This is a genomic window from Sorangiineae bacterium MSr11954, assembly GCA_037157815.1.
GTDB classification, from domain to species: Bacteria; Myxococcota_A; Polyangia; order Polyangiales; family Polyangiaceae; genus Pendulispora; species Pendulispora albinea.
In genome coordinates this window covers 4,952,030-4,965,310 of the sequence record CP089984.1, presented here as the reverse complement: position 1 = coordinate 4,965,310, position 13,281 = coordinate 4,952,030, and the positions used below count along the sequence as shown (strand labels likewise).

The 13,281-nt window shown below is 69.6% G+C and carries 8 protein-coding genes; 2 read left to right on the top strand and 6 right to left on the bottom strand.

Features of this window, described 5'->3' with window-relative positions; translation table 11 throughout:
- Positions 1-400: 400 nt before the first annotated feature.
- Positions 401-1,309, top strand: coding sequence for a hypothetical protein (locus LZC94_19460; GenBank protein WXB19395.1), 909 nt, complete (start codon positions 401-403; stop codon positions 1,307-1,309).
- Positions 1,310-1,402: 93 nt separating this feature from the next.
- Here LZC94_19460 and LZC94_19455 read toward each other — a convergent pair whose 3' ends face one another.
- The 3 genes from LZC94_19455 to LZC94_19445 all read right to left on the bottom strand — a co-directional run bounded on the left by LZC94_19455 (position 1,403) and on the right by LZC94_19445 (position 4,642).
- A complete protein-coding gene (locus LZC94_19455; GenBank protein WXB19394.1) occupies positions 1,403-2,131 on the bottom strand; it encodes a MerR family transcriptional regulator in 729 nt (242 codons plus the stop codon).
- Positions 2,132-2,162: 31 nt separating this feature from the next.
- Positions 2,163-2,912: an alpha/beta fold hydrolase gene (locus tag LZC94_19450; GenBank protein WXB19393.1), complete on the bottom strand. Its 750-nt coding sequence runs from the start codon at positions 2,910-2,912 to the stop codon at positions 2,163-2,165.
- A gap of 716 nt (positions 2,913-3,628) precedes the next feature.
- Positions 3,629-4,642 (bottom strand): helix-turn-helix domain-containing protein, encoded by a 1,014-nt coding sequence (locus tag LZC94_19445; protein WXB19392.1) that lies wholly within the window; start codon positions 4,640-4,642, stop codon positions 3,629-3,631.
- A 196-nt stretch (positions 4,643-4,838) separates the two neighbouring features.
- Between LZC94_19445 and LZC94_19440 the strand changes: the two genes are divergently transcribed.
- Positions 4,839-5,375, top strand: coding sequence for a 2,4'-dihydroxyacetophenone dioxygenase family protein (locus LZC94_19440; GenBank protein ID WXB19391.1), 537 nt, complete (start codon positions 4,839-4,841; stop codon positions 5,373-5,375).
- 24 nt (positions 5,376-5,399) lie between these two features.
- On the opposite strand, the gene LZC94_19435 is transcribed toward LZC94_19440, so the two are convergent.
- Genes LZC94_19435 through LZC94_19425 form a run of 3 tightly spaced genes read right to left on the bottom strand, consistent with a single transcriptional unit; the run spans position 5,400 to position 13,281 of the window.
- Positions 5,400-8,546, bottom strand: coding sequence for an amino acid adenylation domain-containing protein (locus tag LZC94_19435; protein WXB19390.1), 3,147 nt, complete (start codon positions 8,544-8,546; stop codon positions 5,400-5,402).
- Positions 8,543-9,604: a TauD/TfdA family dioxygenase gene (locus LZC94_19430; GenBank protein ID WXB19389.1), complete on the bottom strand. Its 1,062-nt coding sequence runs from the start codon at positions 9,602-9,604 to the stop codon at positions 8,543-8,545. Before LZC94_19430 ends, LZC94_19435 begins: the two co-directional genes overlap by 4 nt.
- Positions 9,605-9,612: 8 nt before the next feature.
- Positions 9,613-13,281, bottom strand: a complete 3,669-nt coding sequence (locus LZC94_19425) for a condensation domain-containing protein (GenBank protein ID WXB19388.1) — start codon at positions 13,279-13,281, stop codon at positions 9,613-9,615.

Below are 13,281 nucleotides of genomic sequence, written 5' to 3'. Positions count from 1 at the left end.
GCTTGAACGTAAGACCCATGTGAGCTCATGGATTCGACCGTCCCGGGGGAACGTGCGAGGTCCGGGGGACGCGCTGCGCGCCAGGCCGGGGGCTCTTGGTAGCTTGGTCGGCGTCCAGCGCGTTCGACGCGTTCGACGCGTTCGGCGCGTTCGGCGGTACGTGGAGGGGCCGCGCGACGCGCCATCGCGCAAGGCGCCACGACCGACCGCACCTCCGACGCTCCTCCGTCCGCGCTTCGTCCCGGAGCGTTCGATGAAAGGTCGACGCAGCCTCGCGCGCCATGGGATGCCCGCACGACATCGTCAAAAAAATGTCGTGCCTCGATATGGTCCATGACGGATCGAGCGCGGTGGGGACAAGACGCTGGGTATGACGCCCCAAACAATTCGCTTCGCCGTAATGTCGATTCTCTCGTTGCTGGTTTTGGACGTGACGGCGTGCTCCGCCGGCTCCGACTCGGGAAATGGTTCCACGAATGGTCCGCTCGATGGGTTGCCGCGCACCGTGCCCGCCGCAGAGGATGCAGGGAGCGACGCGGGGACGACGTGCCAGGGAAGGCCTTTTCAGCAGGCGTTGGTGGTCACCCTGCCGAGCACCTACACGGTCGCCGGTTTTACGATCTCGTCGTGGTATCCGGCGCAGTCGGAGTTCGACTTCGCCACGCAGCAAGATCCCCGCCGCGTTTTTCATCATGCACACGACGAATTCGTCAATGGCAATCTTCGGGTCGATTGGGAGGACCAAATTTATCATCCCGAAGAACGCATCGTGGCCGTCGCGCGCACCCAACGTATCTCGGCCATCACCCGCCCCGGCCAACCGCGCGAATACCGGGTGCGCTCGGGGAGCGACGGCAACCTCACCGACGAGACCTACAATTTGCCAACCCTCGGACCGCACTCGGTCATGACCACCGCCGCGCGCTGGAACACGCCGTCCACGGGCCGCACGGATTATTACTTCGTACGAAACGGCGCCGAGATCTATCAGAAGCAGCAAACCAGCAACATCTGGTCCCTCGCGGCCAACCTCGCGGGCTCCGGTAGCAGCAATTGGGAGGGGCTCGCGGCGAGCTCGGAAGAGTCGACCGGGGGGCTCGTTCTCTTCCTCAAAGGGAACCTCGACGGCGGAACATGGGGCATCTTCGAGCAACGGTGGCCGAACGCCCTGCCCACCAGCGCGGGCCCCGCGACCTTGGTCATCGCCAACACGAACGCGGTGCCCTTTGGCGTGTCCGACGATACGTGCGAGCTCTACGCGAGCCGAAAGAATGGAACCAACCTGGAGGTCGTCGTCTTCCGACGTTGAGAGCCGCTCGCCATGCCACGGCGAGCACCGCGGCGCTTCGCCGCGCGAGGGTCGCGCCGCGATCGACGCTCGAACCGTCGCGTGCCGAATTTATCACGCGCGTGATCGGGTGATTGGAAGCTGGATTTCCACCCAGGCGTTGTCCGTCTCGTCGCGGTAATAGATTTCGCGGTACGGCCCGATTTGCCGGTGGGTGCCGCGCCGCAACCACCGGGACACGGCGCGGTAGCCGGAGTCGACGTCGTCCTCGGGGATCAAGCAAGACGCGCTCGCGGCGGCGGGGAAAACGACGCCGTTCGATGCGCGGTTCGGGGAGAGGACGAACACCTCGGCGTCGACGCGGCCGGTGCGCGAGCCGCAGTCGTGCCACACGGTGCCGGACAGGGTGGAGGGATGCGCGCCGCATAGCTCACCGAGCATCGCGTCGGTCTCGTGCTGTTTGGCGAGCGTGCGGCGGTGCGCGATCACGCGCATGGCGGGGATGGATTTGACGACGACGGCGGGGGTCGGGGCGCGACCGGTAAGGGCCTCGTCGACCGCCGCCAATTGCGCGACGAGCGTCTCCATGCGCGCCTCGAGCGCGCGTCGCAAGGTCAGGAGGCTCGCGTGGTCGCGGCCGCCGCTCTCCATATCGCCGAGCGGCATGCCCATTTGCCGAAGCGCCAGGATGCGGTGGGCGTCGGAGATTTGCGTCAAGCGATAACGGCGATAGCCGGTCTTGGGATCGACCTCCGCGGGCCTCAAGAGATGACTGGCGTCATACAGGCGAAGGGCCTTGATCGAGAGCCCCGTCAGCCGGGAAAAGGCGCCAATCGAGAGCATGGAAGGAGGGTGATTGGGGGCGCGGCACGTGTCAAGGTTCGGAGGCTCCGATGCCGAGCTCGGCGCCGATCCAATCGGTGACCGTTCGCACCAGCCATGGGCGGCAGGTGCTGAACGCGTGATCGGCGTCTTTCGCCCGTGCGTGTTGGCACGTGGGGAGTCGGTCGATGAAGCCGGCGTAGTGCGACGGTGGAAACAATTCGTCGCGCTCGGCGGTGACCAAAAGGACGGACCGCCCGACCAGCGAATCGACCATCGCCGGCAGGGGACGCACCTCGTTCCATTGAAGCGAGAGATCCCGAGGCGTGACGCCCTTCAACATGGGGGCGAACTCGGCGGCCATCGACTCGGGGAGGAGGAACGCGCGCGGATCGATCAGCGGGCAAACCGCGACGGTCGCGCGAATCCGAGGATCGGCCGCCGCGAGGAGGAGCGCCGCATGCCCACCCATGGCGCCACCGACGAGGACGATGCGAGCGGGATCGACGGCCGGATGGCTCCGCGCCCATGCGACGGCCGCGGCCGCGTCGTCGACCAATCCCGTAAAGGAAAATGCGCCCTCCGACCCCCAACTTCCGCGAAAGTGAAAATAGAGACAGTGGCAGCCGCGATCCCGAAGGCGATACGCGATGTCCAAGTGCTTCTCGATCCCAGGCGCGCCATGAAGCAGCACCACCGCAGGGAGGCGGGTGTTACCCGCAGCCCTGTAGAACCCTCCGAGGAGCCTGCACCCATTCGAAAAGAACGTCACCGCCTCCAGCCCCGCGTCGAATCGATCCATCGTCTCTCCTCCTCGGCGTCGTCGCGCGCCATCTCGTCGCTGCGCGGCGCCTCGGTCCACCCTGGGGTCTGCCCCTGGGGAAGAGTCAACGGGGGGTGGGAGCGAGGACGTTTTGGCGCTATCCGCCCGTTTGTCCGCGCTCCCATCGGCTCCCGTCGGTGCAGGTAACGCGATTGACGTGCGCAACCGCCCGCGAGGCCGACTTCATGTAGGATACCTCGCAGGGACGAAATGGTGCACGTCCTGCGGTTTGCGACGGTGAGGTGCAGGACGCGACCATCGCCATCGCTTCCCACCGAACCGACGGTGACGAGGAGCGGATCCGTCTCGCTCCGCGCGTCGAGGTCTCACCCCCCTTCGCAATTCCAACCTTCGATCGAGAGCGTAGGTTACATAAGCCGATTGCATCCGTCGGCAAGCATCCGAAATGCGGTTGGCCGATGCTCCGCGAGGCGAGCGCGGAGTTCGTCGTCCGCCCTCGAGCACGTCGGCGGGGCCGCGAGCGTCCCTCGACCAAGCCCATGCACGCGGGCAACCGATACGGGCAATCTGCGCGGGGCGCCTCGCGGCCCGAGGCGCGTCGGGGGATCTGCTGTCGGACGCGCAAAGGTCATTGAGCCGCGTCGAGCACCCGCCGCTGCAAAGCGGTAGCCCGTTAGGAATGGCCGACCCGATTGCCGTTGCCGCCGCTGCTCAGCAGGTGCAATCACGCCCCTTCATTCGGCGCGCGAAGGGGGAGAGGCGCCGCGCATCTGGGTGGGCGTCATGGCGAAACGGGCCTTGAAGACGCGCGCGAAATGCGCCTGGCTGGAGAACCCCCAGCGGTATGCAATTTCGGCGACGCCGTAAGCTCGCATCGAGGGGTTGCGCAGATCGGCGGCGGCGCGTTCCAGCCGACGATTCAGGATGGCGTGCGAGACCGAGGTCCCCTCCCCCGCGAACAGTCGATTGAGGTGGCGCAAGGACACGCGCACCGCGTGCGCCACCCTCTCCGCGCTCAGCGCGGGATCGTGGATGTGGTCATCGATGAAGCTGCGCGCCGCCAGCATGTGCGACGCGCTCGATGCGCCGATGGGGGTGGCGCCGAGCGCGGCGAGGAGCATGACGCGAAGGAGCTCGGAGGCTTCGCGCTGCGCACGCATCGCGTCGGTGTCGGCCGGATGCTGCGCCACGTCGATGAGCCGTTTGCGTAGCGCCGATGCAAAAACGCGGTGGGGGCCCGTACCGGTATCGATCTTGATGGGCCGCGGTAGGTCGTCGCGCACGCAGTGTTCGCGGAACCAGGCGCGGGGCATGTCCAGCAGCAACTGCCGCATGGGGGTCGTGAAGCCAAAGAGATAGGCTCTTCGCGTGTCGTAGACCATCAGATCGCCCGGCGACACCTGCTCGCACGCCGTGCCTTGATAAAAGAAGGCGTGGCTCTCGAGCACGAGCGAGGCGAAGACGGACTCCTTCGGGTGGGTCCGCACCAAGTGCGGGGTCCGTTCGATCACGTGCTCGTTGCCGCGGATGTCGGCGAGCCGTACGTCGCCGAGGTCGAAGTTGGTTTGCGCGGCACTCAGACCGGCTTCCGCGTAGGAAGAACACCGGAGGCCGACCAAAGCCGTCGCGTTGTAGGCCTCCCAGTACGCCAGCCGCTGGCTGGCCGGGATCGCATCGGTCGAGATGTGGGTCGCGCGCAAGGGGCGATGGGGGTGCACGGGCGTCTCCTGCGATCCGGGTTGACGCATCGGCTGACCTGCCAGCCGGACGGGTGTGGATGGATCGTACCGCGGATTGGGCGGTCCGGCTATCCGCGCGGTATCCCGATGTGGCTCGAAGCCCCCTGCCCCGTCCAAAATCGGCAAACCGCGTGTCCGGTCCGTGCAAGCCGCCCGCGCGCGCCGCGCCTACAGTGGCGAGGTGGTCCAACCATGAGGAGGCACCATGCCCGAGCCGGCGACGAGTGAGTTCTGGAGAGAGTTGAAGCCGATCCTCCGTTCTTTCCAGCCCGATGCCAAATCGGAAGTTTATCTGGCCAATGCGGCGACCGAGGACGAGCGCTATTACGTGCCGTTCACCGAGACGGTGTCGTCTCGGCCGCTGTGGATTTCACCCTCGGCGAACAAATGGTGCGACATCTTGATGGCGACGCGCGCGGGGCTCGTCAATCGCCATTACCACCCGCATGAGGTATTTGCCTATACCATCTCGGGCAAATGGGGATACCTCGAACACGATTGGACCGCCCGGGCAGGTGATTTCGTCTACGAAACGCCGGGGGAGAGCCACACCTTGGTCGCGTACGAGCACGAGCAGCCGATGAAGGTGTTCTTCATCGTCCAAGGTCCGCTGATCTGGCTCGATGAAGACGGTCAGCCGGACGGCTATTTCGATGTGCATCAATACATTGCGATGTGCCGTTCCCACTACGAGAGGGTCGGGATCGGGGCGGCGTACGTCGATGCGCTGTTTCGTGGATGACCGATGCCGGGCCAGGTGCCGGGCTCACCGCGGGCGGCGGCCGGCGCGGTTGCGGCGGGCTTGTTCTTCGCGGGCGGCGCGCTGGCGGTCGGCGCGGGCCGAGGTGTCGGCTTCTTTGGCCGCGCTGCCGCTCGCGAGGTGCTTTGCCAGGGCGCTCACCGTGGGGTGGCGGAAGAGCTCCACCATCGAGATGGGGCGGGCAAACGCGGTCGCGAGCCGCTCGTGCACCTTCACCATGAGCAGCGAGTGGCCGCCCAGATCGAAGAAATTGTGGTGCAAGCCAATGCGCGCGACCCCCAGGACCTCCTGCCAGATGGCCACCACCGTGCGCTCGATGTCGCTGGTCGGGGCCTCGAACCGTACGCCGTCGTCGGGCGACTCGCGCGGATCGGGCAGCGCGGCGCGATCCAATTTGCCATTGGGCGTAAGGGGGATTGCGGCCATCGGCACGAGCGCGCTCGGCACCATGTACTCGGGCAGGGTCTTGCGGAGCTCGGCCCGCAGATCCGCGATGGCGCCGGGCGCCGCGACCTTCTCGCGCGGTACGAAATAGGCCACCAGGCGCGTCTCGCCCGTGGGGGTGCGGCGCGCGTCGACCACCGCGTGGCGCACGGCCGGGTGCGATTGCATCACCGACTCGATCTCCCCCAGCTCGATGCGCAGGCCGCGGAGCTTCACTTGACCGTCGTTGCGCCCGATGAACTCCAGGCGGCCATCCTCGCGCATGCGGCAGAGATCCCCGGTGCGATAGAGGCGGGCGCCCGCCGGTCCCGCGGGATCGGGCACGAACCGTTGCGCGGTGGCGGCGGGCTGCCCCGCGTAGCCGCGCCCCACGCCCGCGCCCCCGATGAAGAGCTCGCCGATCGCCCCGATGGGGACCGGGAGAAGATGGGCATCGAGCACGTACGCGCGAACATTGCCGAGCGGGCCGCCGATGGTCGGCACGGGCGACGAGGCCACCTCGGCGCTCGAAGCATCCACCGTGCACTCGGTGGGGCCATAAACATTGACGAAGGTGCCGCGCAGCCCCGCGAGCTTGCGCCAGAGGGCCGCCTCGATGGGCTCACCGCCCACGAGGATCAGCGCGGGCGAGAGCTCCGGTGCGCGACCGAGCCCCTGCTCCACCAGCCCCGCGAGCATGGATGGTGTGGTGTCGAGCACGTCCAGCCGCTGCTCGCGCACGAGATCGCACATCCGCCGGGCATCGAGCCGCGCCTCCTCCGGCACCACGCACAGCGTGTGGCCCGACAGGAGCTGCACCCATTGCTTCACCGAAGCATCGAACGCCAGCGGGGCGTTCAAGCTCACGCGCAGCGGCTCGTCGGACCGTGCGCGCCGGGCGAGCGCGGGGCGGTAAATGGATTCGTCGAGGGCCTGCGCGAGGTTGAGCACCGAGCCATGTTGAATCATCACGCCCTTGGGCTTGCCGGTGGAGCCCGAGGTGAAAATGACGTACGCGAGCTGCCGCGGATCGGTCGGACGATGCGGCGCCTCGCGGGGGGCGCGGGCGAGGATCGACGCCTCGTCGGGATCGTCGATTTGCACGGTGCGAGGCCCTGCCGGGAGCGAGGCGCGAAGCGACCCTTGGGTCAGCACCAAGCGCGCACCGGCTTGGTCGAGGATCGAGGCGGCGCGCTCGGGCGGTAGCATGGGATCGATGGGCACATAGGCGCAGCCGGCCTTGAGCACGCCGAGCAGCGCGACCACCTGGTTCATGGAGCGCTCGAGGCAGATGGCGATCCGATCCTCGGGCGCGGCGCCGAGGGCGATCAACCGATGGGCGAGCTGGTTCGCCCGCTCCGCGAGCCCGCGGTACGTGAGGTGGGCCTCGCCGGATCGAAGGGCCTCGCGCTCCGGGGTGCGCGCGGCCTGCGCATCGAAGTGCTCGTGCACTGCACCCTCGAGCGACCAAGGGCGCTCGGTGCGGTTGCCCTGCGCGAGCTCGGCGGACTCCTCGGGGCCCACGATGGGGAGCGCGGCCATCGCGCGATCCGGCTCGGCGATGGCGGCCGCCAGCAATGTCGCGAAGCGCTCGGCCCACCGCGCCGCCGTGCGCTCGGAGAAGCGCGCGGCGTCGTAGTGGAGCTCCGCCGCGACGCCGCCCTCGCGCGCGACGCCGACGAGCTTCCAGTCGAAGCGATCCACCACCGGCTCGAGCCCGGTGATTCGAAATTGCACCCCGCCCGATTCGATGGCCGCTGGCCACGTGAACGCCGCGAAGGCGATGGGGAAGTACGGTACGGGCTCGTCTCCGGCGCTCCATCCCTGCGCGGAGAGCGCGGAGGCGAGGTCGAAAAAATCTTGCCACTCGAGATCGCCCGCGACGGCGGCGGCGGTCGCGCGCGCGAGCTCGGCGAGCCCCGCCCGCGGGTCGAGGTCGGCCCGAAACGGGAGCAAGCGCTCGAACGGCCCCATCGCGGTGTCGAGCCCCTCGTAGGTGCGCCCGTCGAAGGCGACGGCGATCCGCGCGTGCCCGCGGTCCGAGAGGCGATGAACGAGCACGTGCCAGGTCGCGAGCAAGAGGGCCTCGGGCGGGACCTCGAGCGCCGACGCAGCCCGCTCGAGCGCGTGCCCGGCCGGCAACACGACGGCCGCCGCGCGCGGCGCGAACGGCTGCGGATCGGAGGAGCTCTCCGCTTCGTGCGGCGAGGCCGGCTCGAGCCAGCGGGTGAGATCGACGTTGCGAAACTGGAGGCGCCCGGCCTCGGCGTCGGGAGATACCAGCAGATCATGGAACACCTCGGCGACGTCTGCGTACTGCGCGACGGGCTCCAGGGGCTCGTGGCTCGCGTAGCGCTCCGCGAGGGAGGCGACCAAGTTGACGAGCCCGCGGCGATCGGTCGAGAGCGCGGGCAGCTCCAAGACCAGCTCGTACCGCCCCGGTCCCAGCTCGGTCAAGGTCGAGGTCAAGGGCGCCTCCTCGGCCGGCGCCGGGGATTGAACGCCGGTGTTGGTCCCCGCGAGCGGCCGGTAGCGGGTGCGCACGATCTCGTGCTGGCGCGTGAGCTCCAGGGCGGCGAGGTGGAGACGCGCGGGATCGAGCGGGCCTTCGAGGAGCACGGTGCAGCGGGCGCGCGCGGTGGTCGCGGCGGGTCCGAGCTCGGCCCATCGGCGCGCTTGCTGCGGTGACAACCGAAATGCGGGGGCTTCGAACGGCATGGCGAAGGTCATGACGCGGGCACCTCCGGGACTGCGCTCCAAGGCAGCGGTGAGGACATGGCGGCGAGCACCTTGCGCGGTCCGGCAAAGGGCGCGCGGCCGTGCGCGGTGAGCATGTTGTCGAGCAAGAGCGCGTCGCCTCGCTCCCAGGGGAACTCGATCCGCTCGTCGTCGTAGGCTCGGCGCAGGATGTTCATGACCTCGGGCTCGATGGGCGAGCCGTCTCCATAATAGGTGTGGTTGGGCAGATCGGCCTCGCCCAGCGCGGCGAGGAGCGCATCGCCGGTCGCGCGCGGCAGGGTCGACACGTGGAAGAAGGTCGCGTGGTTGAACCAGACCGGCTCGCCGGTGAAGGGGTGGCAGCCGGCGGCCCTGCGGGTCTGGCGGGTGCGCAGGCGATCGCGGTCGCGCCACTCGAAGGCGATGCCGTGGCGCTGGCAGTACGCCTCCACCTCGGTACGCTCCTGGGTCTGGAACGCCACCTGCCACGGCAGGCCGAAGCCCTCGCCGAAGTTGCGCACGTACTGGTATCCTCCGGCGATGAACCGCGCGCGGATCTCCGCGGGGATCCGCGCGAACACCCGGCGGGAATCGGCGAGCGGCGTCGCGCCGCCCTCGGGCGAAGCCGTCACGCAGCAGAACGAAATGCGCGACGGGAACACCAGGTTGTACGACTGCTCATTGTGCAAAAAGATGCGCTCCTCCGGGGGGTGCTCGGTCGATGTGTACACGTGGTTGGCCACCGCCGAGCGCGGCGAGGAGCGCTCCTCGTAGGCCAGCGGCTCGCCGGCCACGGCCCGCACCAGCCGCTCGAAGCGCGCGGCGTCGCCCACGTCGAAGCCGCGAAAGAGCACCGCGCCGTGGTGGTGGAGCAGCCGCAAGACCAACGGCAAGCTCGCGCGCGCCCAGGCGGCGGGGTCGATGCCGGGCATCGCGGGGGTGAGCACGATGGGCAAGTGGCTCCCCGCGGCGAGCGGCTCCTGCCGAACCCACGCGGCGGGATCGGAGGCGACTTCGCGGCGGGCCGCGCGCGGCAAGGGTGGCTTCTTCGGCGATCCAGATTCGAGCATGGCGGGACTCAGACCTTGCGAAGGTTGCGGAAGCGTTCGAGGCGGGACGATTGGGCGGCGCGCGCGGCGGCCTCGCGGCGCCGGACAGAGTGTGCGCGGACCCGCCCGGCGAGCTCGGAGAGCGTGAGATCGGGCCGGGCGCCGGCCGCCGTGAGGAGCGCCGCGTAGTCGTCGCCCAGCGCGGCGATGGTGGCTGGGTCGAAGAGGGCGGTGTCGTAGCGAAGGACGCCCCGCAGCTCGCCTCCGTGCTCGGTGAGCAGGACGGACAGGTCGAACGGGGCGCCGCCGTCGTCGAGCTCGAGGGTCCGCGCGCGCAGATCCGGGAGCGCGAGCTCGGGTACCGGCGCGTTCTCGAGGACGAACATGATCTGAAAGAGCGGGTTGTAGCTTGGATCGCGCGGGGGCCGCAGGGCCTCGACCAAGGTGCCGAAGGGCAGCCGCTGGTGGGCGTAGGCTTCGAGGGAGAGCGCCCGCACCCGATCCACCAATGCGCGAAAGGTCGGATCGCCCGCCAGGTTCGCGCGCAGGACCAGCTGGTTTACGAACAGTCCGATCAGGCGCTGCGCCTCGGGGTGCTCGCGTCCGGCGACATCGGTGCCCACCACCAGATCGTCGCGCCCCGTGCGCTGGTGAAGCAGCGCAAAGAAGCCCGCCAAGAGCACCATGTACAGCGTGGCCCCGGAGGTCGCGCCGAGGCGCTGGAGCGAAGCGGCGTCGGATGCGCCCAGCGCAAAGGGGTGGCGCGCGCCGGCGAACGCCCGCACCGGCGGCCGGGCGCGATCGGCCGGCAGCTCGCAGAGCGCCGGCGCCCCGGCGAGCTGGCGCTTCCAGTATACGAGCGCGGTCTCCAACGCGTTGGAATCGAGCCAGCGCCGCTGCTGCGCCGCAAAATCGGCATAGTGCACGGAGATCGGCGGAAGATCCGGTGCTCGGCCGGACGCGAACGCCGCGTAGCAGGCCGACAGCTCGCGCACCAGGATCCCCATCGACCAGCCGTCGGCGGCCACGTGGTGGATCACGATGGTCACGAGGTGTTTGTTCGGTCCTGCGCGGTAGCAGCGCGCGCGCAGGACGGGATCGCGCTCCAGGTCGAACGGGCGTCGCGCCTCCTCGGTGGCGCGCCGCAGCACGGCGTCCTCGGGCTCGATCGCGTCGGCGTCTGTGCGCGTGCTCGCGTCTGCGCCTGTGCGCGTGCTCGCGTCTGCGCCCGTGCTTGCGCCTGCGCCATCGTCGAAAATGAGCGCGGCCGGCGCGCCGGGCGGGGCGAGGATCGGGACGATGCGTCCATTCTTCCGCGGGTAGCGGACGCGGAGCACCGCGTGGCGGGTTACGATGGTGGTGAGGCTCTGCGCGAGCGCCGCGCGGTCGAGGGGGCCCTCGAGAAACACCGCCACCGCGATGTTGTACCCGGCGCTAGCGCCGGCGAGCTGCTCCAGAAACAAGAGGCGCTCTTGCTCGAGCGACAGCGGCACGTCGTTGGGGTCGATCGCGCCCGCCGACACATCGTCGACGGCGCGCCCGTCGAGGGCGGCCGCGACGTGCGCGGCGAGCCTCGCGGCGCCCGTGTCCTCGAGCAAGAGCGCCATCGGCACCGGGGTGCCCAGCTGCTCGTGAATGCGGCCCGCGAGCTCCACGGCCATGATCGAGTCGAGGCCGTACGCGGTGAGCGGCCGCTCCACATCGATGGCGTCACCCGCGGTGCCCAGCACGCCGGCGATCCAGGCCCGCAGTGGCCCGAGCAATGCTGCAGCCCGCGCTTCGCCGTCGACGGCCAAGAGCGCCTCGCGCGAAGGCATGACCTCCGTCTCGCCGGAGGGCACGACCTCCATTTCGCGTGAGAGCGCGCCACCCGTCTCGCCGGAGGGCACGACCTCCATTTCGCGTGAGAACGCGCCACCCGTCTCGCCGGAGGGCACGACCTCCGTCCGGCCCGAAGGCGCAGCCCCAGTACCGCCCGAGCGCAGAACCGCCGCCTCGCCCGAAGGCGCGCCCTGCGCCGAAGACGCCGTGGCCGGACGGAGCACGCTTTCGGCGAGCGCCGCGAAGTCGCCGTCGAGGTACTGCGCGCGGCACGCCCGCCGCTGAACCTTGCCGCTGGACGTCTTCGGTACGGCGCCCGGCGCGAGCAGCACGATGGCGCGGGCCTGCACCTCGTGCTGCTCGGCGATCTGGCGGCGCACGCGGTCGAGGATGGCGGCGGGATCGGTCGCCTTGGCCGGATCTGCCTCCAGCACCACCACCAGCTGCTCTTCGCCGTCGCCCGCGACCGAGAACGCCGCCGCGCAGCCGGGGCGCAGCGCAGGGTGGCACGCGACCGCGGTGCGTTCGATGTCCTGCGGGTAAAGGTTTCGGCCGCGCAGGATCACCAGATCCTTGATGCGCCCGTTCACGAACAGCTCACCGTCCGCCATGAAGCCCAAATCGCCGGTGCGCAGATAAGGGCGCGGATCGTCCGGGAGCACCGCGCCGAAGGACGCGTGGGTCTCCTCGTCGCGCCGCCAATAGCCGCGGGCCACGCTGGGGCCGCGCAGCCAGATCTCGCCGACCTCGCCCCCCGCGACCGGAACGAGGCGCTCGGGATCGACCACCCGGAGCTCCTGCCCCGCGATGCTCTCCCCGCAGCCGACCAGCCGGGATTTGCCGTCCTCGCGCACCACCGCGCCCGCGCCCTTGCGCCCGCCCGACGCGATGAGCGTGCCCTCGGCGAGCCCGTAGCAGGGATAGAACGCCTCGCGCCGGAAGCCCGACGGCTCGAAGGCGGCGGCGAAGCGCTCCAGGGTCTCGGGGTGAATCGGCTCGGCCCCGTTGAACGCGAGCTCCCACGAGCGCAGATCCAGCGCCGCGCGCTCCTCGGGCGTGCTCTTGCGCACGCATAGATCGTAGGCGAAGTTCGGCCCGCCGCTGATGGTGCCGCGGTGGCGCGCGATCGCCCGGAGCCAGCGCAGAGGGCGCGTCAGGAACGCCAAAGGCGACATCAACACCACCGGAAAGCCCCCGTAGAGCGGCTGCAGCACGCCGCCGATGAGGCCCATGTCGTGGTAAGGCGGCAGCCAGATGACCCCGCGGCTCTCGGTGTTGGACTCGAAGCAGCGCTGGATGGCGGTGGAGTTGTGAAGCAGGTTTTGGTGGCTGAGGATGACGCCGCGCGGATTGCCGGTGGAGCCGGAGGTGTACTGCAAGAAGGCCACGTCGTCGGGCCCCGCGCCGGGATCGCGCCAAGCCTCGCGCTCCGCCTCGCCGGCGTCTTCGACCGTGAGCCAGGTGACCGGCAAGAGCTCGGCGGACGCCATCGCCTCGAACAGCCCGCGGATCAAGCCGGTGGTGAGCGCGAAGCGCGCGCGCGCGTCGGCCACCAGCGCGGTCAAGCGCGGCAAGGTGCGCGCGAGCCTCGATGGATCGGGCGGATAGGCGGGCACCGCGATGGCCCCCGCGCACACGCACCCCAAGAACGCCGCCACGTAGTCGAGGCCCGGCGCGAAGAGCAGGAGCACCGGCTCGCCGCGGGCCCCCGCGCGCTGGAGCATCCCGGCGATCGCGCGCGCGCGCCGTCCGAGCTCGCCGTAGGTGAGCCGCTCTTCGGCCTCCTCGCCGTCGGTGAGAAAGGTGTAGGCGCCATCGTGCGGCTGCTGCGAGGCGCGGGTGAGGAGCAGCTCGGTCAAGGTGGAGGGGATCGTCAT

Excerpts from the sequence above, each read along its gene's own strand:
- LZC94_19450 (WXB19393.1), bottom strand. The coding sequence starts at position 2,912 with ATGGATCGATTCGACGCGGGGCTGGAGGCGGTGACGTTCTTTTCGAAT.
- LZC94_19440 (WXB19391.1), top strand. The coding sequence starts at position 4,839 with ATGCCCGAGCCGGCGACGAGTGAGTTCTGGAGAGAGTTGAAGCCGATC.
- LZC94_19430 (WXB19389.1), bottom strand. The coding sequence starts at position 9,604 with ATGCTCGAATCTGGATCGCCGAAGAAGCCACCCTTGCCGCGCGCGGCC.
- LZC94_19425 (WXB19388.1), bottom strand. The coding sequence starts at position 13,281 with ATGACGATCCCCTCCACCTTGACCGAGCTGCTCCTCACCCGCGCCTCG.
- LZC94_19445 (WXB19392.1), bottom strand. The coding sequence starts at position 4,642 with ATGCGTCAACCCGGATCGCAGGAGACGCCCGTGCACCCCCATCGCCCC.
- LZC94_19460 (WXB19395.1), top strand. The coding sequence starts at position 401 with ATGTCGATTCTCTCGTTGCTGGTTTTGGACGTGACGGCGTGCTCCGCC.
- LZC94_19435 (WXB19390.1), bottom strand. The coding sequence starts at position 8,546 with ATGACCTTCGCCATGCCGTTCGAAGCCCCCGCATTTCGGTTGTCACCG.
- LZC94_19455 (WXB19394.1), bottom strand. The coding sequence starts at position 2,131 with ATGCTCTCGATTGGCGCCTTTTCCCGGCTGACGGGGCTCTCGATCAAG.